22 protein-coding genes are annotated in these 23,694 nt (G+C 72.8%); 7 read left to right on the plus strand and 15 right to left on the minus strand.

What is annotated here, in order from left to right; all coding sequences use genetic code 11:
* Positions 1 to 32 precede the first annotated feature (32 nt).
* Positions 33 to 695, plus strand: a complete 663-nt coding sequence (locus AC2YHB_RS01270) for a FadR/GntR family transcriptional regulator (RefSeq protein ID WP_257026884.1) — start codon at positions 33 to 35, stop codon at positions 693 to 695.
* Here the strand turns inward: AC2YHB_RS01270 and AC2YHB_RS01275 are convergent.
* Positions 685 to 1,599, minus strand: coding sequence for an EamA family transporter (locus AC2YHB_RS01275; protein WP_487353296.1), 915 nt, complete (start codon positions 1,597 to 1,599; stop codon positions 685 to 687). The two genes, AC2YHB_RS01270 and AC2YHB_RS01275, sit on opposite strands and share 11 nt — an antisense overlap.
* 78 nt (positions 1,600 to 1,677) lie before the next feature.
* Between AC2YHB_RS01275 and AC2YHB_RS01280 the strand changes: the two genes are divergently transcribed.
* Together AC2YHB_RS01280 and AC2YHB_RS01285 are read left to right on the plus strand one after the other, a co-directional pair.
* The gene (locus AC2YHB_RS01280) at positions 1,678 to 2,550 is read left to right on the plus strand and encodes a LysR family transcriptional regulator (protein WP_179649281.1); all 873 of its coding nucleotides are present in this window, start codon (positions 1,678 to 1,680) and stop codon (positions 2,548 to 2,550) included.
* Positions 2,551 to 2,618: 68 nt separating this feature from the next.
* Entirely contained in the window at positions 2,619 to 3,179 is a 561-nt protein-coding gene (locus tag AC2YHB_RS01285; protein ID WP_487353297.1) for a VldE C-terminal domain-containing protein, read from the plus strand.
* Positions 3,180 to 3,364: 185 nt separating this feature from the next.
* Here AC2YHB_RS01285 and AC2YHB_RS01290 read toward each other — a convergent pair whose 3' ends face one another.
* The gene (locus tag AC2YHB_RS01290) at positions 3,365 to 4,468 is read right to left on the minus strand and encodes a citrate synthase 2 (protein WP_036550374.1); all 1,104 of its coding nucleotides are present in this window, start codon (positions 4,466 to 4,468) and stop codon (positions 3,365 to 3,367) included.
* Positions 4,469 to 4,580: 112 nt separating this feature from the next.
* Between AC2YHB_RS01290 and pdxH the strand changes: the two genes are divergently transcribed.
* Entirely contained in the window at positions 4,581 to 5,234 is a 654-nt protein-coding gene (pdxH, locus tag AC2YHB_RS01295) for a pyridoxamine 5'-phosphate oxidase (protein ID WP_179649285.1), read from the plus strand.
* Here the strand turns inward: pdxH and AC2YHB_RS01300 are convergent.
* The 9 genes from AC2YHB_RS01300 to AC2YHB_RS01340 form a co-directional block, all read right to left on the minus strand.
* A complete protein-coding gene (locus AC2YHB_RS01300; RefSeq protein ID WP_487353298.1) occupies positions 5,186 to 6,463 on the minus strand; it encodes a hypothetical protein in 1,278 nt (425 codons plus the stop codon). The genes pdxH and AC2YHB_RS01300 overlap by 49 nt on opposite strands.
* Before the next feature lie 308 nt (positions 6,464 to 6,771).
* Positions 6,772 to 8,031, minus strand: a complete 1,260-nt coding sequence (locus AC2YHB_RS01305) for a glycosyltransferase (protein ID WP_179649289.1) — start codon at positions 8,029 to 8,031, stop codon at positions 6,772 to 6,774.
* Positions 8,028 to 8,633 carry a hypothetical protein gene (locus AC2YHB_RS01310; protein WP_179649292.1) on the minus strand — a complete coding sequence of 202 codons (606 nt, stop codon included), beginning with the start codon at positions 8,631 to 8,633 and terminating at the stop codon, positions 8,028 to 8,030. Before AC2YHB_RS01310 ends, AC2YHB_RS01305 begins: the two co-directional genes overlap by 4 nt.
* Positions 8,630 to 9,784, minus strand: a complete 1,155-nt coding sequence (locus AC2YHB_RS01315; RefSeq protein WP_179649294.1) for a glycosyltransferase — start codon at positions 9,782 to 9,784, stop codon at positions 8,630 to 8,632. Before AC2YHB_RS01315 ends, AC2YHB_RS01310 begins: the two co-directional genes overlap by 4 nt.
* Entirely contained in the window at positions 9,781 to 10,746 is a 966-nt protein-coding gene (locus tag AC2YHB_RS01320; protein ID WP_179649296.1) for an NAD-dependent epimerase/dehydratase family protein, read from the minus strand. The genes AC2YHB_RS01315 and AC2YHB_RS01320 overlap by 4 nt, the downstream gene beginning before the upstream one ends.
* Entirely contained in the window at positions 10,743 to 12,005 is a 1,263-nt protein-coding gene (locus AC2YHB_RS01325) for a F390 synthetase-related protein (RefSeq protein ID WP_179649298.1), read from the minus strand. The genes AC2YHB_RS01320 and AC2YHB_RS01325 overlap by 4 nt, the downstream gene beginning before the upstream one ends.
* A 4-nt stretch (positions 12,006 to 12,009) precedes the next feature.
* Entirely contained in the window at positions 12,010 to 12,870 is an 861-nt protein-coding gene (locus tag AC2YHB_RS01330; RefSeq protein WP_179649300.1) for an MBL fold metallo-hydrolase, read from the minus strand.
* Positions 12,861 to 13,865 carry a 3-oxoacyl-[acyl-carrier-protein] synthase III C-terminal domain-containing protein gene (locus AC2YHB_RS01335; RefSeq protein ID WP_179649302.1) on the minus strand — a complete coding sequence of 335 codons (1,005 nt, stop codon included), beginning with the start codon at positions 13,863 to 13,865 and terminating at the stop codon, positions 12,861 to 12,863. Before AC2YHB_RS01335 ends, AC2YHB_RS01330 begins: the two co-directional genes overlap by 10 nt.
* Before the next feature lie 187 nt (positions 13,866 to 14,052).
* On the minus strand, positions 14,053 to 14,991 hold the full coding sequence (locus tag AC2YHB_RS01340; protein ID WP_036550380.1) for a patatin-like phospholipase family protein: 939 nt from the start codon (positions 14,989 to 14,991) through the stop codon (positions 14,053 to 14,055).
* Positions 14,992 to 15,220: 229 nt separating this feature from the next.
* On the opposite strand from AC2YHB_RS01340, the gene AC2YHB_RS01345 reads away from it, so the two are divergent.
* From AC2YHB_RS01345 to AC2YHB_RS01355, 3 genes are read left to right on the plus strand one after another with little or no spacing between them, the layout of a single operon-like run.
* Complete coding sequence (locus AC2YHB_RS01345; protein ID WP_179649304.1) at positions 15,221 to 15,829, plus strand: TetR/AcrR family transcriptional regulator; 609 nt, start codon at positions 15,221 to 15,223, stop codon at positions 15,827 to 15,829.
* Positions 15,829 to 17,568, plus strand: a complete 1,740-nt coding sequence (locus AC2YHB_RS01350; RefSeq protein WP_179649306.1) for an ABC transporter ATP-binding protein — start codon at positions 15,829 to 15,831, stop codon at positions 17,566 to 17,568. The genes AC2YHB_RS01345 and AC2YHB_RS01350 overlap by 1 nt, the downstream gene beginning before the upstream one ends.
* Positions 17,565 to 19,541, plus strand: coding sequence for an ABC transporter ATP-binding protein (locus AC2YHB_RS01355; RefSeq protein ID WP_218864696.1), 1,977 nt, complete (start codon positions 17,565 to 17,567; stop codon positions 19,539 to 19,541). Before AC2YHB_RS01350 ends, AC2YHB_RS01355 begins: the two co-directional genes overlap by 4 nt.
* 90 nt (positions 19,542 to 19,631) lie before the next feature.
* On the opposite strand, the gene AC2YHB_RS01360 is transcribed toward AC2YHB_RS01355, so the two are convergent.
* The 4 genes from AC2YHB_RS01360 to AC2YHB_RS01375 all read right to left on the minus strand — a co-directional run bounded on the left by AC2YHB_RS01360 (position 19,632) and on the right by AC2YHB_RS01375 (position 23,503).
* Positions 19,632 to 20,291: a hypothetical protein gene (locus AC2YHB_RS01360; RefSeq protein WP_179649308.1), complete on the minus strand. Its 660-nt coding sequence runs from the start codon at positions 20,289 to 20,291 to the stop codon at positions 19,632 to 19,634.
* A gap of 523 nt (positions 20,292 to 20,814) precedes the next feature.
* The gene (locus AC2YHB_RS01365) at positions 20,815 to 21,507 is read right to left on the minus strand and encodes a methionine ABC transporter permease (protein ID WP_179649310.1); all 693 of its coding nucleotides are present in this window, start codon (positions 21,505 to 21,507) and stop codon (positions 20,815 to 20,817) included.
* Positions 21,504 to 22,535, minus strand: coding sequence for a methionine ABC transporter ATP-binding protein (locus tag AC2YHB_RS01370; RefSeq protein WP_179649312.1), 1,032 nt, complete (start codon positions 22,533 to 22,535; stop codon positions 21,504 to 21,506). The genes AC2YHB_RS01365 and AC2YHB_RS01370 overlap by 4 nt, the downstream gene beginning before the upstream one ends.
* A 2-nt stretch (positions 22,536 to 22,537) precedes the next feature.
* A complete protein-coding gene (locus AC2YHB_RS01375; RefSeq protein ID WP_179649314.1) occupies positions 22,538 to 23,503 on the minus strand; it encodes a MetQ/NlpA family ABC transporter substrate-binding protein in 966 nt (321 codons plus the stop codon).
* Positions 23,504 to 23,694: the final 191 nt, after the last annotated feature.

The following is a 23,694-nucleotide window of genomic DNA, read 5'->3' on the forward strand; positions in this document are numbered from 1 at the left end:
CCTAGCATGACAGACATCGGATGATTGGACGAATGATGCCGCTGGCTCCCGCCGCTCCCACCTCCCTGGTCGACCAGGCCATCGAGGGCATGCGCGCCCTGCTCGCCACCGGCGAGTGGACCCTCGGCACCCGGATCCCGCCCGAGCCGCAGCTCGCCGCCGACCTCGGCGTCAGCCGCAACACCGTCCGCGAGGCGGTCAAGGCGCTCGCCCACGTCGGCGTCCTCGAGGTACGCCGCGGCGACGGGACCTATGTCGCCGCCACCACCGAGGTCCAGGCGCTGATGCGCCGGCAGGCGGAGCGCGTCGAGATCGAGCACCTGCTGGAGGTGCGGCACGCGATCGAGGTACGGGCCGCGGCGTTGGCCGCCGGTCGTCGTACACGGGCGGACCTGGCGGCGCTCGACGCCATCGCCGCCCGACGGCTCGCGGCGCTCGACGCCGGTGACGGCGCCGGCTTCGTCGACGCCGACGTCGACTTCCACGTCGCGGTCGTCGCGGCCGCCCACAATCCGCTGCTGAGCGAGCTCTACGACGGCCTCGTGGAGACCCTGCGGGCCAGCATCGACGACCCGACGAAGGGCTACCCGGCCATGCTCCCCGAGCACGACGCCGTGCTCGAGGCGATCCGCCGCGGCGACGCCGACGGGGCCGCCGCGGCCGGCGCCGAGCTGCTCGACCACGTCACGCGCTGACCCGGGAGGCGGCGAGCTGGCCGCCGACGATCGCCGCCAGCGCCACGGCGAACCCGACGAGCTGCACCGGGCGAAGGTCCTGGCCGAGCAGCAGCCAGCCGAGGGTCGCGGCGACCACCGGTGACAGCAGGCCGAGCAGCGCCGTGGCGGCGACCGGGAGTCGGCCGACCCCGCGGAACCAGAGCAGGTACGCCGCCAGCCCGCCGACACCGCCCAGCCACAGGTAGCCGGTTGCCGCCGGGCCGTCGATCGTCGGGGGAGCCCCCTCGACGAGGAAGGTGGCCGGCAGCAGCACCAGCCCGCCGGCGGTGAGCAGCCAGCTCACGAGCACCGGCGAGGAGACGCCGTCCGGCCGGCCCCAGCGCCGGGTCAGCACGATGCCGGCCGCCATCGACAGCGCCGCACCGGCGCCCGCCACCATGCCCAGCGCATCGAGCTCGGCCGCCGGGTTGAGGACGACCAGGGCCACGCCGGCGGCGCCGGTCAGCGCCCAGCCGACCCGCGACCGGGTCGGCCGCTCGCCGAGGACGGGGAGTGCGAGCAGGACGACGAGGAGCGGTTGGATCGCACCGACCGTCGCGGCGACACCACCCGGAAGCCGCTCCGCCGCGATGAAGAGGAGCGGGAAGAAGAGGCCGATGTTGAGGGTGCCGAGCACCAGTGCGCGCCACCACCACACGCCCTCGGGCAGCCGGCGGAGCAGGACCAGGAGGACCAGGCCCGCGGGCAGGGCCCGGAGGAGGCCGGCGAAGAGCGGGTGCCCGGGCGGCAGCAGCTCGGTGGTGACGACGTACGTCGTCCCCCACACCATGGGCGCCAGCGCGGTGAGCAGGGTGAGCGCGGCGGTGGAGCCGGCTGCCGAGTCGGAGCTGGGCGCCGGGGCGGAGACGGTGGCGGTGGTCATGCATCCAGCCTGCGGCCTCCGCATTGATGAGTCCAACGCATGCTTTTCATCGGATCGATCGTGATGCACGATTGATCGATGGAGCTCCAGCAGATGAGGTATGTCGTGGCGGTCGCCGAGCTCGGCAGCTTCACCCGCGCGGCCGAGCGGTGCTTCGTCGTCCAGTCCGCCCTCAGCCACCAGGTCGCGCGGTTGGAGCAGGAGCTCGGCGCCCGGCTGTTCCACCGCACCAGCCGCCAGGTGCGGTTGAGCGCGGCGGGGGAGGCCTTCCTGCCCGTCGCGCGGCAGTGCCTGGAGGCGGCCGACCGGGCGGCCGCCGAGGTCGCCGCCGCGACCGGCGAGATCCGCGGCCCCCTGTCGGTCGGTGTCATCCCGACGGTCGCCGCGGTCGACGTCCCCGCCACGCTCCAGGCCTTCCGCGCCGAGCACCCCGGCGTCCAGGTGCGGTTCGCCAGCGGCAGCAGCGACGAGCTGGTCCGGAGCGTGGCGGAGGGCAGGCTCGACCTCGCCTTCCTCGGCCTGCCCGAGGGGCAGGAGGTCGCCGGGGTCGCCAGCCGCGTGCTGGCCCGGGACCGGCACCGGGCCGTCGTCGCGCCGGACCACCCACTCGCCGGCCGGCGACGCCTCCGGCTCGACCGGCTGGCCGACGAGACCTTCGTGGACTTCCCGGCGACGAGCCCGGGGCGGCTGCAGACCGACCTCGCCTTCGAGCGCGCGGGACTGGTCCGCGAGGTCGCGTTCGAGGTGACCGACATGCTGCTGATGGCGCGGATCCTGCGCGCCGGCCTCGCCGTCGCCCTGCTGCCGTCGACCTTCGTCGCACATCTCCCGGAGCTCGTCTCGATCCCCGTGGTGGGCGGTCCCGGCCGCACCGAGCACGTCGCGTGGAGCCCGTTCGGGCCGGCGCCCGCGGCCGTCGTACTCCTGGGGCAGCTGGGCATCACGGTCTGACGAGCCCCCGCTCAGGTCGCCGTCGGCGCTGCCGATGGGACAGATCTGTCATCCGCCCTGGAGGAACCGTGCGCCGCCTGTCCCTGCTCCTGCTCGTCGTCGTCACCTCGCTGGCGCTCGCGCGCCCGGCCGCTGCCGCGGACCTGGAGGACTACGCGCCGTACCAGCCGGCGACGCGCTGCGCGCCCGCCGCCAAGCCGGGCACCGTGCTGTTCGCCCGCTGGACGGTGAACAGGTACGGCGGCCGCTTCGGCGGGATCTCCCGCGCCTGCGGCGGGAGCCGCTCGGAGCACCAGGAGGGTCGCGCGTTCGACTGGTCCGTCGACGTACGACGCCCGGCCGACCGCGCCCGCGTCGCCCGCCTGATGCGTGACCTCTTCGCGGCCGACGCGGCCGACGCGGCCGGCGAGGCCGACGCCCTCGCCCGGCGGATGGGCATCATGTACCTCATCTGGAACGACCGGATCTGGTCGGCGTGGGACGGCTTCGAGCCGCGCCCCTACCGCAGCTCCTCCTGCCCGTCCCTGCGTCGCTGCTCCCGCACCCTGCGCCACCTCGACCACGTGCACGTCTCCCTCACCCGGAGCGCGGCCGCCGGCCACACCTCCTGGTTCGTGGGGCGCCTCTGAGGGCGCGAAGTGTGAGGCTTTCTCCGCCGAAGTGCGTCTTCCCCTCCATCGAGACGTGACATCTCGATGGAGAAACCCTCGCACTTCGCAGGAGAAACCCTCACACTTCGCGGCGAAAACGGCCGACGGGGGGAGCCGCCGGCTGGCAGCTCCCCCCGTCGTACGGGCCCGTTGGGGCTACGACGTCACTTCGCCCAGTCGGGGTTCCAGCCCTCGATGTCGCTCGCGGGGCGGGTCGAGGGGCCGGTGTAGACCGCCGACGGACGGATCAGGCGACCGGTCTTCTTCTGCTCCAGGATGTGCGCCGACCAGCCACCCGTGCGGGCGCAGGTGAACATCGAGGTGAACATGTTGGCCGGGACCTCGGCGAAGTCGAGGACGATCGCCGCCCAGAACTCCACGTTCGTCTCCAGCACGCGGTCGGGGCGACGCTCGCGCAGCTCGGTGAGGGCGGCCTGCTCGAGCGCCTCGGCCACCTCGTAGCGGGCGGCGCCCAGCTCCTTGGCGGTACGACGCAGCACCCGCGCGCGCGGGTCCTCGGCCCGGTAGACGCGGTGGCCGAAGCCCATCAGCCGCTCGCCGGAGTCCAGCAGGCCCTTGACGTAGGCACGCGCGTCGCCCGACTTCTCGACCTCCTCGATCATGCCGAGCACACGCGAGGGGGCGCCGCCGTGCAGCGGGCCGCTCATCGCGCCGATGGCGCCGGAGAAGGCAGCCGCCACGTCGGCACCGGTGGAGGTGATGACACGCGCGGTGAAGGTGGAGGCGTTCATGCCGTGCTCGGCGGCCGACGACCAGTAGGCGTCGATCGCGTGCGCGTGCTTGGGGTCGGCCTCGCCGCGCCAGCGGATGAGGAACTTCTCCGCGAGGGTCCTGCCCTCGTCCACGAGCCGCTGGGGTACGACGGGCAGGTGGATGTCGCGGGCCGACTGGCCGGCGTACGACAGCACCATCACGGCGACCCGGGCGAGGTCCTCGCGGGCCTGCTCGTCGGAGATGTCATAGGTCTGGCCGAAGCCGAACGCCGGCGCCAGCATCGCGATCGCGGCCTGGACGTCGACGCGGACGTCACCGGTGTGGACCGGCAGGCTGAACGCCTCCGCCGGCGGCAGGCCGGGGGTGAACGAGCCGTCGATCAGCAGGCCCCAGACGTTCTCGAAGGGGACCCGGCCGGCCAGGTCCTCGATGTCGACGCCGCGGTAGCGCAGCGCCGAGCCTTCCTTGTCCGGCTCCGCGATCTGGGTCTCGAAGGCGACGACGCCTTCCAGTCCGTGGTGTACCTCGACCATCGGCGACTCCTTCGTTCCTTCGGGCGGCCGGCCGGGAGCCGGCAGGCCGCGGGCCACAGGCATTCTGCCCCACCCCGCATCGGGCCTCGGAGCCGCGGCCTAGATTGGGTCCATGTCGGATGACCGATCGGTGGACCTGGCCGCCCTGCGAGCGGAGTACGGCGACGCCGGGCTCGACGAGGCGAGTGCCGGCGCGGATCCCTGGCAGCTGTGGCAGCAGTGGTTCGACGAGGCGGCCGCAGCGGGCCTGCACGAGCCGAACGCGATGGTCGTCGCCACCGTCGACCCCGATGGCGCGCCGTCCGCCCGGACCGTGCTGCTGAAGGGCGTCGGGCCGGACGGCTTCCGCTTCTTCACCAACACCGCCTCCCGCAAGGGCGCGGCGCTGGCCCACGAGTCCCGCTGTGCACTGCTCTTCCCGTGGCACCCGCTCGAGCGGCAGGTGCGGGTCGAGGGGCTCGCTCGCCCGCTGCCGGCCGGCGACGTGGCGGCGTACTGGGCCTCGCGGCCGCGGGGCTCCCAGCTGGGCGCGTGGGCCTCACCCCAGTCCCAGGTGGTCGCGGGGCGCGACGAGCTCGAGCTGCGCCACCGCGAGGCGGAGGAGCGCTTCGCCGGCCAGGACGTCCCGGTGCCCCCGGAGTGGGGTGGCTACCGGGTCGAGCCGGCGTCCTTCGAGTTCTGGCAGGGCCGGCCCGGCCGCCTGCACGACCGGATCCGCTACGGCAGGGCGTCGAATGGCTGGGAGGTCACCCGGCTCGCGCCCTGAGGCGCACCGGCCCCGTTGCTGTCCTCGTCGCCGCCGTTCTGCGTCGCCCAGAGCACGCCGAGGATGATCAGGACCAGGATCACGCCCACCAGGAGCAGGGTCTGGCGCCGGTCGTCGTCGGACGAGGCGTTCGCGACGGGGGTCCGCTCGGCGCGCACCTTCGGGGGCTTCGATGCCTTTGATGCCTTCGGGGCCTTGGCGGGCTTCGCCGGCTCCCTGGCCGGCTCGGGCTCCACGTCCCGCGAGGACTTCCGGGTACGACGCCGCCGGACCCGGTCGCTCCCCGCCGGCAGCGTGCCCTCGAGCGGCTCGAAGTGGGGCACCGCGAAGCTCGGCGAGACGAAGTTGCGGAACTCGTCGTGCATGCCGCGCGGCCCGTCGTCGACGACCTCCTCCTCGACCTCTTCGACCTCCTGGACGACCTCGTCGACCGGCTCGGGGTCGGGTTCGACGGGCTCGGGTTCGACGGGCTCGACGTCGGCCTCGATGGCGTCCGGCTCCTCGACGACCGGCTCCGGCTCCGTCGTACCGGTCACGAGGTCAAGGTCGATGCGGGCGATCTCGCCCGTGTCGGGATCCCACGGATCGGTGAGCGGGTCGTTCAGCGGGTCGAACCGCGGCACCGCCCGCGACGGGGTCAGCAGGCTGCGGAACTCGTCATGGTGGATCGCGGCGACGCTCGGCTCGGGAGCGCGCTCCTCGACCTCCTCGTCGACCTCGACCTCGACCGCGGGCTCGGCCTCGGGCTCGACCTCAGGCTCGGGCAGGGCGACGACGGGAGTCTCGACCGTGGCGGGTGCGCGGTCCACGACCGGCGTCTCGACGGTCGCCGGCGCCACGTCGGCCACTGCTGCCGGCGCCGCCTCGCCGAGCGTGACGAACGGCCGGTCGGCGCCCGGCCAGGACGCCAGCGGCACCGTGTCCAGCACGATGAGCAGCGCCTGCGCCGTCGGGCGCCGGTGGTCCGGGCCGCAGATGGCGCGCATCAGCACCTCGGCCGCGAACGGCGGGAAGCCGGGAGCGACCTCACCGGGCGGGGGCGGGTCGCCCTCCCCGGGGTCGACACCGGTCAGCGCGTGATAAGCGAGTCGCCCGAGGACCGCCGCATCCTTCTCGCCCGACTGCTGCAGCAGGGGGAGGGCCTGCCCGGCGGGGAGCGGGTCGGGTGCGGCCGCAGAGATCAGCGCGTCCAGCTGGGCGCGCTCGTCCGACGGTTGCCCCATGTCCATGGGCGCATGATGCCCCGCAGATGCCGATTTCGTGGCCGAATCCGATAACCCGCGCGGGCGTGGGACGCGGCCGTCGTACCCGCCGACTTGTGCGTTCCGCCCGCCGAGTTGCCGGTTTCGCCCGCCGAGTTGCCGGTTCCGCCCGCCGAGTTGCCGGTGAGGTGCGTCGAGTTGCCCCTTCGTGCGATCTCGACCGACGAAACCGGCAAGTCGACCGACGAAACCGGCAAGTCGACCGACGACACCGGCAAGTCGACCGACGAAAGTGGCAAGTCGCGCGGCCGAAGCGGCAACTCGGCGGGAGGGGGTCAGGGGAGGAGGCGGGCGCGGACCTCGTCGGCGATGAGGTCGACCGCGGGACGGGCGGCGATGTCGGCGGCGACCTGCTGGGCGGCGCGACGGTACCGGGGGTCGTCGAGGACCTGGCGGATCCGGTTCGCGAGTCCGGCGGGTTGGAAGAGGCGTACGGCGACGCCCGCATCGACGAGTCGCACGGCGTGGTCGAACTGGTCGTAGTCCACCGGCCACACCACGGACGGCAGGCCGGCCGCCAGCGTGTGGCCGAGCACGCCCGCCCCGCCGTGGTGCACGACCGCGTCGAACCGGGGGAGGTCGCGGGCGTAGCTGACGTAGTCGTGCACGACCACCCGTTCCGGCAGCCCGACTCCGGGTCCGCCGACGGGGCCCGCGCAGCCGCCGAGGGTCAGGTGCACCATCACGTCGTCGGGCAGGTCCGCGACGGCGGCGACGGCCGTGTCGAGTAGCGCCTGCTTGTGCCAGGGCAGGTGCGTGCCCGCGGTGAGCAGGACGTGCCGCCGGCCCGGCGCGAGGGTCACGGGAGCGGCGTCCACGGGCGGGGTGAACAGCACCGGGCCGGCGTACCGGACGGCGGCGGGGAGGTGGCGCTCGTACTCGATCGCGGCGGGGGTGAGCGCGAAGGTGCGGTCGGCGGAGTAGATCGCCTCGGAGCCGTCGGGGCGGTAGATCCGCTCCACGCCGACGTCGGCGAGCCGCACCCCGGCCAGCCGCGGAGCGATCCGCTTGAAGCCGCGCACCCACCGGCGCCCGATCGCGTCGCGGGCGCGGCCGGGCAGCCCGACGCCCGGCCGCCACCCGCCGAGGTACGCCGGCGGACCGCTCCGTCCCTCGATCGCGCACGGCGACGGGTGGACCGTCCACCAGGGCAGGCCGGCCTCGTCGGCGGCGGTGCCGACGGCGCCCATCGTGAAGTCGGCGATGACCAGGTCGGGCCGTCCCTGCTCCCACAGGGCCAGCAGCTCGGCCCGGAAGTCCTGCTGCAGCCGCACCGCGGCGCGGAACTGGCGGAAGAGCCTCCGCGGGTTGCTGCCGATCCGGTACGGCGGGTTCACGACCGTCTCGATGACCTCGTCGGCGCCGTCCAGCAGCGCCTGCCCGGTCAGGCCCGCGGCGCGGATCGCCGGCTGTGCGGCGGCGGTGCTGACCACCCGCACGGACAGGCCGGGCTCCGCGGCCAGGCGCTCGGCGATGCCGAGCACCGGGTGCAGGTGCCCGGCCATCGGGGGCGCGACGAGGTCGACGTGCTTCATGCGTCCAGTGCGTCTCGTGACGGTTGCTGCGCAACCTCCTCGACGACCGGGGCGGGCGTCAGCTCGACGGCCAGCCGCCGGCAGAGCGCCGCGAGCTCCGGCGAGGCGAGGTAGTCCAGGTGCCCCGCGGCGACCTCGAGGTCGCGCGGCCACCACCGCGCGAGGTGGTCGCTGCTGCTCGCGACCCGGATCGTGCGGCAGTCCGGCGGCCGGGTGGCGACGGCGCCGTACGCGACGACGGTGAGCCGGTCGAGGACGTCGCGGGGAAGGTCCAGCCGCCCGAGCAGGTCGAGGCCGATCGAGCCGGCCAGGACGAGGGTGTGCTCGGCCCTGCGGAGCTGCTCCTCGACCCGCGGTCGGTGTGTCGCGGCCCAGCCCGCCCTGAGGAGCCGGACCCGCAGGAAGAGCACGAGGTGCCGGAGGCTGCCCAGCCACAACGGCACGGCACGGTACGGCGCCAGCGTGGCGTCGTACGGGAAGTTCAGCCGGACCTTCGCGGCCTCCGGCACGGGCAGGTCGTCGAGGAAGGCCTGCTGGACGGGGGAGAGCGCGCAGCTGCGCGGGTCGCTCTGGCCGGTCAGGTGGAGGACCTGGAGCCTCACCGCACCTCCCGGAAGTCGTCGTCGGCGACGACGCGGTAGGTGTGCGTCCGCCACCGGATGGTCCGCTGCACGGCGCCGTGCCCCAGGTGGAGGGGCTGCACCAGCTCGGACACCAGCGAGATCCCCGGGCGGTGCAGCGGCCGTCCGTAGATGCGCAGCTGGACCAGCCGCAGCAGCAGGAACCGTCCACCGAGCAGCGCCGCTAGGGGCCCGAGACGCCGCTCGCGGACGGTCCCGAGGAGCACCGCCCACAGCAGGTTCGGGTGGGTGCCGTGCAGGACGCTGATCGCGGCGACGGTCCTCAGCGGCTGGCGCCGCAGCAGCAGGTTGGCGAAGAGCATCCAGCGGTGAAGCAGGCGGACGTAGGCGCCGGGGGAGTCGACCGTCGTGGTGATCCACTGCGGCGACGCGGTCTGGCAGATGGTCCCGCCAGTGCGCTGCACGGCGCCCGCGACGGCGAGGTCGTCGGTGAGATTGCGCAGGATCGGCGTGAACCCGCCGAGCGAGCGCAGGTCGCGCACCCGCATCGCCCACGTCATCCCGTTGATCGTGACGGGGTCGAGGGTCAGGTAGGTCATGGCCGCGTTGTTGTCGACGAACTGCTCGACGAGCTGCGCCCACGGCGTCCCGCCCGGGAGGTACGCCGGCAGGCCGGTCGCCAGCGTCGCCCGCTCCAGGCCGCCGAGCAGCGCGCCCAGGCTCGCCCGGGGCAGACGGGTGTCGTCGTCGAGCACGAGGAAGATCTCGTCGTCCGCGGCCTCGTCCAGGGCGGGCTGCAGCTTGGCGAGCTTGGGGTTGGTGCCGTCGGGGGCGGGTGGGCAGATGCGGATGTCGAGGCGGGTGCCGGTCGCGCCGGAGCGTGCGAGCTGGTCGCGGAGGCGGCCGACGATCCGCTGCGCCTCCGGGTCGTCCTCGTCCACCAGCCAGCAGAATCGCGCCCCGTCCAGCGACAGCAGGTTGTCGCGCAGCGCGTCCTCCAGGCCCGGGTCGCCGGAGAGGATCGGCTGCACGACGACGACCTTCCCGATCTCGGCGGGGCCGGGCTCGACGGCCGCGGGCGCACGGGAGGCGGTGCGCAGCGTGATCGCGGCCTTCGCCGCCTGCAGGCCCAGGTAGCCGACGGCAGCGGCGGTGGTGGCTCGGCGACTCACAGGCGCTCCCGCTGCCACGCGACGAACCGGTCGACGCCCTCGGCCACCGACACCCGGGGCGTGCCGAGGTCGCGGAGCATCTTGTCGGGCACGAACGTCTTCGACCAGCTCAGCACGCCGACGCCGTAGGGAGTGATCGGCGGTTCGCCCGGCAGGTGCAGCAGCCGCCACGCCCGCTCCAGCACGGTCGCCGCGCGCATCGCCGTGGTCAGGCTGACCTCGCGGGTCGGCGGCTGCAGGCCGAGCCGGTCGATGACCTCGAGCAGCATCGCCTGGATCTCCACGGGCTCGGCGTTGGTCAGGTGGTAGACGCCGCCGAGCTCGGGCCGGGCTGCCAGCTCGATCAGGTAGGCCGCCAGGTTGTCGACATAGATCAGATCGCCGACGGCAGGCTCGGCACGTCCGGTCAGCCGCGGGACACGGCCGGCCTTCGCGGCGGCGATGATCCGCGGGAACAGCACCGTGTCGCCCGGCCCGAAGACGGCGCGCGGGCGCGCGACGACCCAGCTGCCGTCGTACTCGCGGACGACGGCCTCGCTCTCGGCCTTGGTGCGGGCGTAGTCGTTGGCGAACGTCGGGCCGACCGGCGACTCCTCGGTCAGGTCGAGCTGGTCGCCGTCGCGGTAGAGCACCGAGCTCGACGACACGTGCACCAGCCGCGGGTTGCCGAGCCGCCGGCACCACTCGACGACGGTGCGGGTGGCGGTGACGTTGTCGCGGTCGTAGGCCTTGCGGGGTGCGTACGGCGTCGCGCGGGCCGCGCAGTGGATGACGGCGTCGGGCTGCCAGGGCAGCGCGGGCAGCCCCGCCGGGTCGCCGACGCGGCCGAGGTCGACGCTGGCGTAGTCGTCGCGGTCGAGCCGCCGCCGGCCGATCCCGAAGGTCTCGTGCCCGGCCTCCTGCGCCCTCTCCACGAGCCGTCCGCCGACGAACCCGGACGCTCCGGTCACCAACAGCCTCACGAGACCCTCCTGATCCGACGGCGCTTCTGGTCCGGGGCCTCCACCGGCCACCCCATGGGTACGACGACCGGCGGCCGCGCGCGCAGCCGCTCCGCCAGCCGCTCGATCTCCACGCCGACGCGGGAGATCCCGGCGGGCAGGCCGGTCACGGCGACCCGCCACTCGTCGCCGTGCTGCTCGATCCGGTAGTCGCCGAGCTCGCCGGCGAGCGCCACGGCGTGGCGCAGCGCGTCGGGCCAGACCGGCACGGCGCCTCCGTCGCCGGCCAGCGTCAGCACGTCGTCGGCGCGGCCGAGGACGGCGGCGATGCTGCGGCCCGGACGCCCGCACGGGCACGGACCCGGCGCGGCGAGGAGCACGTCGTCGAGGCGGTGCCGGACGACGAGCTGGGTGGTGCGGGTGAAGTCGGTGACGACCGGGTGGAAGCGGCGGTGGTCGATCCACTCCGGCTCGATGTGCACGTGGCCCTCGTTGAGGTGCAGCCGCCCGGCTGGACAGCTGACGGCGAGCAGGCCCTCGGTGGCCTGGTAGATCTGCTCGACCGGCAGGCCGAACGACCCGCGGATGACGGCCTCGTCCTCGGGGTCGAGGGTCTCGGCGACGGAGATGACCTGGATCGGCCGCAGCCCGGCCGGCTTCGACGCAGCGATCCGGCGCAGCACGCTCGCCGGCGCGACGAGGACGTCGGTGCCGGGCAGGTCGGGCAGGTGGTCCTCGACCGGGACGGTCAGGTCGTGCCACGAGAACGCCACGCGTCGGCTGTCGAGGGTCTCGTAGAGATTGCTGTTGGCGCGGAGGAAGAGCGCGACCCGGAGCGGTCGCCGGGCGAGCACGCGCAGGGACGCGGGCGCCATCATCTGACCGAGCAGGATCCCTGCCCACAGGCGGCTCTCCTGCTCCGAGACGAGGAAGACGCCGCGGGTGCCGGTGGTGCCGGACGACAGCCCGACGGTGACGCCGCCCGGCAGGGTGGCGGTGAAGTCGCGGGAGCGCTCGGCCGCCTCGGCGACGGCGAGCGCCTGCTCGAGGGTGATGCCGTAGCGGTTGAAGGCCGCGAAGTCGGCCAGCACGGTGCGCTTGTCGACCACCGGGAGGTCCCCCAGCGGTCGGCCGGCGAGGCCCGCGTAGAAGGACGCCCGGGGGAGGTCCTCGCGCAGGAACCGCTCGAGCGCACGGGCCCGCGCGGCGTCGTACACGCCGGGGAGGAGCCAGCGCTCGCGGGCGAACGAGGCGGCGACCGCCGCCTGGCTTCCGGGCATCGGCTCAGGCCCCGGCGGTTCCGGTGGCGCCCGCGGTCCACGCCGCGTGGCCCTCCGGGCAGTGCGCCGGCAGTACGAGCAGGCCGGGGTTGGCGGCGTCGAGCTCGTGCAGCACCCCGAGCGTGCGGACGGTGCTGGGCCAGTCGTGCATGACCCCCTTCGCCAGCCGCGACGGCGGCTTGAGGTCGCGGAAGGAGCGCGTCGTCCACGCGGCGTCGCCGACCAGCAGCACCTGCCGGCCGCCGGAGGTGAAGAGCAGGCCGAGGTGGCCGGGCATGTGGCCCGGCAGGTCCACGGCGAGCAGGCTGCGGTCGCCGAGCAGGTCCCAGGTCTGCAGCCCAGCGACGGCGAGTGACGGGAACCCGTCGACCGGGTCGAGCCGGTCGCGCAGGTCGTCGGGCAGCAGCGCCGGCAGGATCGCGTGCCGGGTGGCATTGAACCCGCGCAGCGACAGCGCGTGCTCGGCGCCGGAGGCACCGGCGATGATCCGCGCCCGCGGGTGGTCGAGGAGACCGCCGACGTGGTCGCCGTGGAAGTGCGAGACCACGATCCGGCGTACGTCGACCGGGTCGACGTCGAGCGCCGCGAGCTGGCGCGGCAGGTGCTCCTCGTCGGGCAGGCTCACCGGCAGGGTGGTGCGGTAGAGCAGCTCGGGCAGCCGCCGGGTCGCGTCGAAGAAGTGCTGCGAGTAGCCGGTGTCGAAGAGCGTCCAGCCGTGGCTCGGGTGGTGCAGCGCACCGACGTACGACGGGAACTCGACCGGCCGCAGCCGCCCGCCCTGCCGCGCCAGCGCCTCGGGACCCTTGCAGTGGCCCACGCGGAGCCAGTGGAAGGTGACCTCGGGCTGCTCGATCGTCAGTAGCACAGCACCATCCCGCCCAGGCTGATCCCGGCGCCGGTGCCGAGCAGGAGTGTGTGGTCGCCGCGCTGCAGGCGACCGCTCTCGATCGCGGTGTGCAGCGCCGTCGGCAGCGAGGCGCCGACCTGGTTGCCGTGGTCGGCGTAGATGTCGACCAGCCGGTCGCCGACTCCGAACTGCTGGCGCACCCAGTCGAGACCGTGGTGGCTCGCCTGGTGGGGTACGACGACCGGGAGCTCGTCCATCGTCACGCCCGCCTCGGCGAGCAGGCCCGCCACGAACGGCGGCAGGTGGCGGAAGGCCAGCCGGAACACGGCGCCGCCGTCCATCCGGAAGCGGCCCCAGTCGGCGTACTCGCCCTCGACCCGGTCGGGGGCGTAGCGCGAGCCGCCACCGCGGATCTCGCACGTGTGCGCGCCCTCGCTGTAGGTCTCGAAGCCCGACGACAGCACGGCCGACCCGGTCTCGCCGGCGGGACCGACGACCGCCGCGGCGGCTCCGTCGCCGAAGATCCCGGACGCGCCGAGGTCGTCCCAGTCCAGGCCGACCGAGGCGAGGTCGGAGGACACGATGAGGATCCGCTCGTGGCGCCCGGCGTCGACGAGGGTCGCCGCGAGGTCCAGGGCGACGAGGAAGCTCATGCAGCTGGCGTTGACGTCCCACGCGGGGATCGGCCGCCCCGGCGCGAGCTGCTCGTGCATCAGCGACGCGTTGCAGGGCAGCGGCTGGTCGGGCGTCGCGCTGGCGCCGATGATCACGTCCACGTCGTCGAGGTCGACCCCGGCGGCCGCGAGGGCCTTGCGGGCGGCACGAGCGCCCAGCTCGGCGGCGGAGCCGCGCTCGACGTACCGCACCCGGACGCCGGTCCGCGCCTCGACCGTGCCGGCGGGGAGGCCGAGGCGCTCGTCGAGCTCGGCGCTGGTGAGCGCCTCGTCCGGCAGCGCGGCGCCGGTGCCGAGGATGCGGAGTGCGCGCTTCTCCCGAGATGACTGCGCTGGCACCGGGTCCCCCTTCGTCGTGGTGACTCGGAGGATAACCGGCGTGCGTGGCGGTCCCGTGAGTTTCACCGGCCGGCCGGTGAAACTGGCGTCCTTGGACGACGAAACTCATGCCTGGACGATGAAACTTCGTCGTCCAACCATGAGTTTCACCGGCCGGCCGGTGAAACTCCCACCACCCGGATCCGCATCAACGATCGGCGTCGTCCAGCGCCTGCTTCGTGAGCTGGCGGCCCAGCTCGACCAGCTCCTCGGCCCGGTGGAAGTCGAGCGTGCGGGCGGCGCCGAGCGGCACGGTGACCAGCACGTCGGGCGGCAGCGCGGCCAGCCGGTAGCGCGTGATCAGGCTCTGCATCGCGTCGAACGACAGCGACACCACCTCGGAGGTGCGCACGTCCGGGCGTACGTCGACCTCCGGGCCCACCTCGGCGGGCGCCTCCACCGCCCCGATCGGTACGACGTCCGCGAGATCGTCCACGGCAGCGAGCGCCTCGCCGCGGCGGAACCGGCGGCGCAGGTCGGCCGCCCACTCGGCTCGTCGTACGGAGAAGCCCCGGGCGGGCGAGGAGGGCTCGTTGGGCTCACGGGGGCCCTGCAGGGAGACGGCGAGCGTGAAGTCGGCGGCCGCGGCGGCGGTCGGGTCGAGCGGCAGGGGGTTGAGCAGGCCGCCGTCGACGAGGATCCGGCCGTCGACGACGGCGGGCGTGAACAGGCCCGGGATCGCGATCGAGGCGCGGATCGCCGGCAGCAGCGGGCCGCGCTGGAACCACACCTCGCGCCGGGCGGCGAGGTCGGTCGCCACGGCGGTGTAGGGGATCGGGAGGTCCTCGATCATCACGTCGCCGACGAGCTCGTCGAGGGCCGCCATCAGCCGCTCGGCCGTCGCTGCGCCGCCGCCCGCCCACGTCGGGTCGGCCAGGCGCAGCACCCGGCGGCTGGTCAGGGTGGAGGCCCAGTCGGCGAACTCCCGGTCCTTGCCGGCCGCGACCAGGCCGCCGACGACGGCACCCATCGACGTACCGGAGACGGCCACGATCTCGTGGCCGCGCGAGCGGAGCTCCTCGACCGCACCGAGGTGCGCGTAGCCGCGAGCGCCTCCGGAGCCGAGGACGAGTGCGACGCGGGCCATGGCTCCATTGTCCGGGGTCGGTGGTCCGCGCCCCAGCCCCCACGGGCGTGACGGTGGACATAATGCTCGTCGTACCGGACCCATTGGCTGTGAATCTGGGGGATTTGCAGCCAATGGGTCCGGTACGACGAGGTCGTGGTTGAGCTGAGCCGACCCACCAGACCAATGCGCGGACCCTCGGACGAATAAGCAGTTGTGAGTGAGTGCTCACTCACTTACAGTGGCAGGCATGCCACCTCGTGCCGCGCCGCTCTCCCCGGAGGACCGCCGGGAGGCGCTGATCCGCGCCACCCGGCCACTGCTGTACGAGCACGGCACGCGGGTGACGACCAAGCTGATCGCCGAGGCGGCCGGGGTGGCCGAGGGCACGATCTTCCGGGTCTTCGACTCCAAGGACGACCTGGTCGACGCGACGATCGCCCGCTGCTTCGAGCCCGGTGACGTGCTGACCCGGCTCGACGAGATCGACCTCTCGCTGCCCCTTCGCGACCGGATGCTCGCGATGACCTCGATCCTCCAGCAGCGCTTCCTCGCCATCTTCGAGCTGATGCGGGCGATCGGGGCGGTCGGCCCGCCGCGGCACCTGCACGACCGGCCCGAGATCGCCGACGGCCTCGAGGAGGTACGACGCCGGCTGCTCGCGCTGATCGAGCCGGACGCCGACCGCCTCACCATGCCGCCCGCCCAGGTGCTGCACGTGTGGCGCCTGCTGACCTTCGCCGGCTCCCACCGGGAGATCGCCGACAACGACCTGCTCACCCCCGCCCAGATCGTCGACACCGTCCTGCACGGTGTCGAGAAGACGGTCGAGAAGGGCACCGAGAGGAGCGCCCCCTGATGCTCGTCCGACTCCTGCGCACCCACCTCGCGCCGTACCGCGGCTGGCTCACAGCCATCGTCGTCCTGCAGTTCACCTCGACGGTCGCGATGCTCTACCTGCCCCACCTCAACGCCGACATCATCGACAAGGGCATCGCCCGCGGCGACAACGGCTACGTGCTGAGGATCGGCGCGATCATGCTCGCCATCTCGCTGGTCCAGGCGGCCTGCTCGATGACGTCCGCATGGTTCGGCGGCCAGGCCGCGATGGCCTTCGGCCGCGACGTCCGCAAGCGGATCTTCGGGCGGATCGGCAGCTTCTCCGCCCGCGAGGTCTCGACCTTCGGCGCCCCGTCGCTGATCACCCGCGCCACCAACGACGTCCAGCAGGTGCAGATGCTGGCGATGATGACCTGCCTGATGGCCGTGACCATCCCGATCATGATGGTCGGCGGCGTGATCATGGCGATGCGCGAGGACTTCGGCCTCTCCTGGCTGGTGGTCTCCGTCGTACCCGTCCTCTTCCTGTGCATCGGCCTCGTCGTCTCGCAGATGGTGCCGGCGTTCCGCTCGGTCCAGGAGCGCCTCGACGACGTCAACCGGATCCTGCGCGAGCAGATCACCGGCATCCGCGTGGTCCGCGCGTTCGTGCGCGAGCCCTACGAGACCAAGCGCTTCGACGACGCCAACGGCGACCTGACCGCGGTCTCGCTGCGCGCGGGCCGCTGGATGGCGCTGATGTTCCCGCTGGTCATGGGCGTGTCCAACGTCGCGAGCGTGGGCGTGATCTGGTTCGGCGGCCACCGCGTCGACAGCGGGCAGATGGAGGTGGGTGCGCTGACGGCGTTCCTGTCCTACCTGATGCAGATCCTGATGTCGGTGATGATGGGCACCTTCATGCTGATGATGGTGCCGCGTGCCGCGGTCAGCGCCGACCGGATCAGCGAGGTGCTCGCGACCGACACCAGCGTCGTACGACCGAGGGAACCGGTCACCGAGGTCCACGTCGCCGGCCACCTCGACCTCGAGGGCGTCGGCCTGACCTACCCCGGCGCCGAGGCTCCGGTGCTGTCGGGCGTCAGCTTCTCGGCCCGCCCGGGACAGACGGTCGCGCTGATCGGGTCGACCGGCGCCGGCAAGACCACCCTGGTCAACCTGGTGCCGCGGCTCCTCGACGCGACCGAGGGCGTGGTCCGGGTCGACGACGTCGACGTCCGCGAGCTCGACCCCGAGCTGCTGTGGTCGAGGATCGGGCTCGTCCCCCAGCGGGCCTTCCTCTTCTCCGGCACCATCGCGTCCAACCTGCGCTACGGCCGGCCGGACGCCACGGACGAGGAGCTGTGGGAGGCGCTGGAGATCGCCCAGGCCGCGGACTTCGTGCGCGAGATGCCCGAGGGCCTCGACACCGCCGTCGCGCAGGGAGGTACGACGGTCTCCGGCGGCCAGCGGCAGCGCCTCGCCATCGCCCGCGCACTGGTACGACGCCCGGAGATCTACCTCTTCGACGACGCCTTCTCGGCGCTGGACGTCGCCACCGACGCCCGGCTGCGCGCGGCCCTGGAGCCGGTCACCCGCGACGCCACCGTCCTCATCGTCGGCCAGCGCATCGCGACCATCCGCGACGCCGACCTGATCCTCGTCCTCGAGGACGGGCGGGTCGTCGGGCGTGGCACGCACGAGGAGCTGATGCGGGACAACGAGACCTACCAGGAGATCGCCGCCTCGCAAGGCATCAAGGGAGAGGAGGTCATGGCATGAGCGGGACGAAGCCCCAGAGCACGATGAAGACGACCGAGCGGATCGTCCAGCAGGGCGGTCCCGGCCGGGGCCCGGCCGGCGGCATGGTCGGCCAGAAGGCCGACGACTTCCGCAGCTCCGGGCGCCGCCTGCTCGGGCTGCTCCGTCCGGCGCGCGGCCGCGCCGTCGCCGTACTCCTCCTCGGCATCGGCTCGGTCGCCTCCGTCGCCGTCGGCCCATGGCTGATGGGCAAGGCGACCGACGCCGTGTTCAACGGCTACATCGGCGGCCGGATCGACGCCGGCACCACCAAGGCGGAGGTCGTTGCCGACGCCGAGGCGAAGGGCGACCAGGGCCTTGCCGACTTCCTGCGCGGCCTCGACTTCGTGCCCGGACAGGGCGTCGACTTCGACAAGGTCGGCCACATCCTGCTGATCACGCTGGCGATCTACGTCGGCGGGCAGGTGCTCGGCTGGCTGCAGGGCTTCCTCGTCAACGACATCGTGCAGGCGACCGTGCGGCGGATGCGCACCGACGTCGAGGAGAAGGTCCACCGGCTGCCGCTGTCGTACTTCGACCGCCAGCCGCGCGGTGAGCTGCTCAGCCGGGTCACCAACGACATCGACAACGTCGCGCAGAACCTCCAGCAGACGATGAGCCAGCTGCTCACCTCGATCCTGATGGTCGTCGGCGTGCTCGGGATGATGTTCTGGGTCTCGCCCTTGCTCGCCCTGATCGCGCTGGTGTCGGTGCCGATCGCGATGTTCACGACCGGACGCGTCATGAAGCGCTCGCAGGGCCAGTTCATCGCGCAATGGCGCGAGACCGGCCGGCTCAACGCCCAGGTCGAGGAGTCGATCTCCGGGCACGCGCTGGTGACCGTCTTCGGCCAGCGCGCGCAGGTCGAGGCGGAGTTCGAGGACGCCAACGAGAAGCTCTACCAGTCGTCGTACCGGGCGCAGTTCATCAGCGGCCTCGTGATGCCGATGATGATGCTGATCGGCAACCTCAACTACGTCGTGATCGCCGTCGTCGGCGGGCTGCGGGTCGCGTCCGGCTCGCTCAGCCTCGGTGAGGTGCAGGCGTTCATCCAGTACACGCGGATGTTCACCCAGCCGATCACCCAGATCGCGTCGATGGCCAACCTCCTGCAGTCCGGCGTCGCGTCGGCCGAGCGGGTCTTCGAGCTGCTCGACGCCGAGGAGGAGGTCGACCCGTCCTCGCTCTCGACCGAGCCGGTCCGCGCGGCCGACACGAGGGGCGAGGTGGCGTTCGAGCACGTGTCCTTCTCGTACGACGCCGACGAGCCGCTCATCGAGGACCTCTCGCTCGTGGCGCACCCCGGCCAGATGGTCGCGATCGTCGGCCCGACCGGCGCGGGGAAGACCACGCTGGTCAACCTGATCATGCGCTTCTACGAGCTCGACGGCGGCCGGATCACCCTCGACGGCGTCGACGTGAAGGGCCTGTCCCGCGCCGAGCTGCGCTCGCGGATCGGCATGGTCCTCCAGGACACCTGGCTCTTCGAGGGCACCATCCGCGACAACATCGCCTACGGGCGACCCGGCGCGAGCGAGGAGGAGATCCGCGAGGCCGCCCGGGCGACGTACGTCGACCGCTTCGTGCACTCGCTGCCCGATGGCTACGACACCCGCGTCGACGACGAGGGCTCGAACCTCTCGGCCGGCGAGCGGCAGCTGATCACCATCGCGCGGGCGTTCCTCGCCCAGCCGGCGCTGCTGATCCTGGACGAGGCGACCTCGTCCGTCGACACCCGCACGGAGCTGCTGCTGCAGCAGGCGATGGCGGCGCTGCGCACCGACCGGACGTCGTTCGTCATCGCCCACCGGCTCTCCACGATCCGCGACGCGGACCTGATCCTCGTCATGGAGCACGGCCGGATCGTCGAGCAGGGCTCGCACGCCGAGCTGCTGGAGCGGGACGGCGCGTTCGCCCGGCTCCACGCGGCGCAGTTCGCGGCGGCCTCGGCCTGAGGGGTTGGCCACGCACCTACCGAATTCGCTGCTCCCGTGAGGGATTCACGACAATTCTGGTAGGTGCGTCGCCAACCGGGGAGGCGCCGATCAGCAGTCGTACTGGAAGTTCGGCTTCTGCCCGCCGCTGACGCCGATCACGGCGACCTCGGTGTCATCGGTGACCTCGTCGACCGGGGCGTCGAGGAGGAAGGCGATGTAGACGTCGCCGTCCTCCTCGCCCGGCGGGTAGACCGACGCCTGGTCGAAGCCGTCCTCGACCGGCTCGGTCAGGTCCGGCCAGGCGGCCTTGAGCTCGCCGTAGGTGGAGCCGACCTCGATGTCGCCGTGCTTGGTGTGCGGTCCCGGGGTGCCCACCGTCAGCTGGGTGATCGTGGCGTCCTCGTCGGTGAGGACGCCGAAGCCCTTCGGCTCACCCGCCCAGTGGATCAGCTCGCCCTCGCAGACGAGTGCGCCGTCCTCGAAGAGGCCGGTGCCCTCCCACTCGGCACGGGTCATCCCGACCCGTGCCGCACCGATCGCGCCGGGCTCGATCACCACGTCGCCCGCGTCGGCGTCGGCGTCGTCGCCGAGGTCGGCGTCCGTGGTCGGCGCCGGGGCGTCGCTCGACGTGTCGGTCGTCGCCGTGTCGCTGGTCGGCGTACCCGACGGTGTGCTGTCGGACGCCTTGTCGTCGTCGTTGCAGGCGCTCAGTGACGCGGCGCCGAGGGCGAGGAGCAGGGCGAGGGCGGCAGGGGTACGACGGAACATGAGCTCTCCCGAGTCAGGGGCCCGCCGCGGTGGCGAGCGTCTGCCGGGTGTGATGCGTCGACCCGCCGATTGGTTGTCAGCGGCTGGTGGTCGTCGGGTGGTGGTCGTCGGCTGGTGACGTCATACGAACCGGTCGCCGGGGCGCTCGCTTCGTATGACGTAAACCCGGCGGGTGGGGGCGGTGGGGGGTCGGCCCCCAACGGCGCGGGGACGTCATGCGAACCGGTCGCCGGGGCGCTCGCTTCGTATGACGTAAACCCGGCGGGTGGGAGGGGTGGGGGGTCGGCCCCCAACGGCGCGGGGACGTCATACGAACCGGTCGCCCGGACGCTCGCTTCGTATGACGCATACCCGGCGGGTGGGAGGGGTGGGGGGTCGGCCCCCAACGGCGCGGGGACGTCATACGAACCGGTCGCCCGGACGCTCGCTTCGTATGACGCAAACCGCAGCCGCAGCGGAGGACGTCCCGACCGCCGCCGACCCGCCGCCGCCGACCCCCGCCCGCGGAGCCGCCGATGGGTTGTCAGCGCCGCAGGATCCGTCGCGCGAGCACGTTGCCGCCGAGCTGGATCAGCATCACCATCGCGACCAGCACGAGGATCGCCGCCCACATCACCACCTGGTCGAACTGGCGGAACCCGAAGCGCTGCGCGAACGAGCCCAGCCCGCCACCCGCGATGACACCGGCGATCGCCGTCATGTCGACGATCGCGACGAACGCGAAGGTGTAGCCGAGCACGAGCGGGCCGAGCGCCTCGGGCACCAGCACGGTCAGCGTGATCCGGGTGCGGCTGGCGCCCATCGCGCGGGCGGCCTCGATGACGCCGGGGCTCACCGTGACGAGGTTCTGCTCCACGATCCGGCTGATGCCGAAGACCGCCGCGACGGTGATGCCGAAGGTGGCGGCACGGATGCCGATGCCGGTGCCGACGACGTGACGGGCCAGCGGCTGCAGGGCGGCGATGAAGATGATGAACGGGATCGGCCGGAAGAAGTTGACGACCACGTTGAGGACGACGAACAGCGGCCGGTTGGCGAACAGGGCGCCGGCCCGGGTCAGGTAGAGGCCCAGCCCGAGCGCGAGGCCGAGCGCGCCGCCGATGAGCAGCGCGGACGACGCCATGATGATCGTCTCGCCGGCGGCCGACCAGAACTCCGGCTGCAGGTCGCCGAGCCGGGTGTCGATCGCAAGGCTCTCCAGGGCGGGCGCGCTCATCGGGCCACCTCCGTCCAGGGCACGGTCGTGCCGATCTCGGCCAGCGCCGCGTCGATCGCGGCGTCGTCGCCGGTGAGGGCGAGGGTCAGGTTCCCGAAGCTGCTGCCCTGGATCTCCTCGATGCCGCCGTAGACGAGCTCGAAGGAGACGTCGTGGCGCAGCAGCGCGGCGAACGCGTCGGACTGGCGTACGGCGGGGTCGCGGAAGGCGAGCCGCACGAAGCGGCCCCGATGGGTCGCGCGCAGCGCGGCGAGCACCTCGTCCGGCGGCAGGTCGTCGACGACGGTCCCGACGAAGCGGCGGGTCACGGCGTGCTGCGGGTCCGCGAAGACGTCGAGGACGGGCCCGGTCTCCACGACACGGCCGTTCTCCATCACCGCGACCCGGTGGGCGATGCGGCGTACGGCGTCCATCTCGTGGGTGATCAGCAGGATCGTCGTACCGAGCTCGCGGTTGACCTTCGCGAGCAGGTCGAGGACGTCGCGCGTGGTCTCCGGGTCGAGGGCGCTGGTGGCCTCGTCGGCGAGCAGCAGGCGCGGGTTGGTCGCGAGCGCGCGGGCGATGCCGACGCGCTGCTTCTGGCCGCCGGACAGGTCGGCGACGTGGGCGTGGGCCTTGTCGGCGAGGCCGACGAAGTGCAGCAGCTCCGAGATCCGCCTCTGCTGCTCGCCCTTCGCGACGCCGGCGACCGTGAGCGGGAACGCGAGGTTGCCCCACACGGTGCGCGACTCCATCAGGTTGAACTGCTGGAAGACCATGCCGATGCCCTGGCGGAGCTCGCGCAGGGCGCGCTCGGAGAGCGTGGTGACGTCGACGCCGTCGACGACCACGCTGCCCGAGGTGACCGGCTCGAGCGCGTTGACGAGCCGGACGAGGGTGGACTTGCCGGCGCCGGAGTAGCCGATGATCGCGAAGATCTCGCCCTGCTCGACGCTGAGGTCGACCCCGTCCACCGCACGGTGGACGGGGTCGCCGCGGCGCGCGCCGGGGAACTCCTTGACGACGCGGTGCAGCTCGACCAGTGCCATGGTCACTTCTGGTCGCGGATCTGCGCCTCGACCTCGCGCAGGCTGGCCTCGAGGTCGGCCTGGCTGATCGTGACGAACTCCGCGGTGCCGCCCGACGCCTCGTCGGCGCCGTCGAGCACGGCCTGCGTCTGCTGGTAGACCTCGACGAGCTTCTTCAGCACCGGGTTGTCCTTGTCCTCCGCGCGGACGGCGAAGATGTTGACATAGGGCACGGCCTTCGGGTCGCTCGGGTCGTCGACCGCGATCGCGTCGTCGAACTTCAGCCCGGCGTCCTCGACGAAGTCGTTGTTGACGATCGCCGCGGCGACGTCGGGCAGCGAGGTCGGCGTCAGGTCGGCCTGCAGGGCCTTGACCTTCACCCGCGACGCGGAGGTGTCGACGTCGGCGACGGTCGAGAAGATCGAGCCGCCGTCCTTGAGCTCGATCAGGCCGGCCGACTGCAGCACGAGCAGGCCGCGGGCCTGGTTGGAGTCGTCGTCGGGGACGATCACGGTCTCGCCGTCGGGGATGTCGGCGACGTCGTCGTACTTCTGCGAGTAGAGGCCGAGCGGGTAGATGGCGGTCGAGCCGAGCGGGACCAGGTCGTCGTCGTTGGCGACGTTGTACTCGGCGAGGTAGACGATGTGCTGGAACTGGTTGGCGTCCAGCTCGCCCTCCTTGAGGGCGGGGTTCGGCTGTGTGTAGTCGGCGAAGTCGCGGACCTCGAGGTCGATGCCGGCCTCCTTGGCCGCCTCGGTCAGCGTCTCCCAGTAGGGGTCGCTCGCGCCGACCGCACCGAGCACGAGCTTGACCGGCTTGTCCTTCGAGAGCTCGGCGGGGGCGTCGTCGCCGGTCGCACGCGGGGCGTCGTCGCCGCGGGTCGCGAGGAACGCGACGGCGCCGATGATCGCGAGCACGACGACCACGACTGCGGCCAGCAGCGGCAGCCGGGACTTGGGGGCCTCGATGAGGGGGATCTCGTCCGACATCGTCTTCCTGTTCGTCGGGGCGCGCTGGTGGGCGCACCAAGGGGAGCGGCGGGGTGTGCCGCGGACTGCCGTCACCTTAAAGACATGTATGTCGATAGTGTTAATCGACCATGCCGTGGGCGACAGGAGTCACAAGGTGCTCCCACGGCGCGACATTCCCCGCAGCGCCGGCGAACGGGTGTGATCTCAGT

The organism is Nocardioides sp. SRI_004 (assembly GCF_057586415.1).

Coding starts and splice junctions, on each gene's coding strand:
- AC2YHB_RS01270 (WP_257026884.1), top strand. CDS start 33: ATGATGCCGCTGGCTCCCGCCGCTCCCACCTCCCTGGTCGACCAGGCC.
- AC2YHB_RS01275 (WP_487353296.1), bottom strand. CDS start 1,599: ATGACCACCGCCACCGTCTCCGCCCCGGCGCCCAGCTCCGACTCGGCA.
- AC2YHB_RS01280 (WP_179649281.1), top strand. CDS start 1,678: ATGGAGCTCCAGCAGATGAGGTATGTCGTGGCGGTCGCCGAGCTCGGC.
- AC2YHB_RS01290 (WP_036550374.1), bottom strand. CDS start 4,468: ATGGTCGAGGTACACCACGGACTGGAAGGCGTCGTCGCCTTCGAGACC.
- pdxH (WP_179649285.1), top strand. CDS start 4,581: ATGTCGGATGACCGATCGGTGGACCTGGCCGCCCTGCGAGCGGAGTAC.
- AC2YHB_RS01300 (WP_487353298.1), bottom strand. CDS start 6,463: ATGGACATGGGGCAACCGTCGGACGAGCGCGCCCAGCTGGACGCGCTG.
- AC2YHB_RS01305 (WP_179649289.1), bottom strand. CDS start 8,031: ATGAAGCACGTCGACCTCGTCGCGCCCCCGATGGCCGGGCACCTGCAC.
- AC2YHB_RS01325 (WP_179649298.1), bottom strand. CDS start 12,005: ATGCCCGGAAGCCAGGCGGCGGTCGCCGCCTCGTTCGCCCGCGAGCGC.
- AC2YHB_RS01340 (WP_036550380.1), bottom strand. CDS start 14,991: ATGGCCCGCGTCGCACTCGTCCTCGGCTCCGGAGGCGCTCGCGGCTAC.
- AC2YHB_RS01345 (WP_179649304.1), top strand. CDS start 15,221: ATGCCACCTCGTGCCGCGCCGCTCTCCCCGGAGGACCGCCGGGAGGCG.
- AC2YHB_RS01350 (WP_179649306.1), top strand. CDS start 15,829: ATGCTCGTCCGACTCCTGCGCACCCACCTCGCGCCGTACCGCGGCTGG.
- AC2YHB_RS01355 (WP_218864696.1), top strand. CDS start 17,565: ATGAGCGGGACGAAGCCCCAGAGCACGATGAAGACGACCGAGCGGATC.
- AC2YHB_RS01360 (WP_179649308.1), bottom strand. CDS start 20,291: ATGTTCCGTCGTACCCCTGCCGCCCTCGCCCTGCTCCTCGCCCTCGGC.
- AC2YHB_RS01365 (WP_179649310.1), bottom strand. CDS start 21,507: ATGAGCGCGCCCGCCCTGGAGAGCCTTGCGATCGACACCCGGCTCGGC.
- AC2YHB_RS01370 (WP_179649312.1), bottom strand. CDS start 22,535: ATGGCACTGGTCGAGCTGCACCGCGTCGTCAAGGAGTTCCCCGGCGCG.
- AC2YHB_RS01375 (WP_179649314.1), bottom strand. CDS start 23,503: ATGTCGGACGAGATCCCCCTCATCGAGGCCCCCAAGTCCCGGCTGCCG.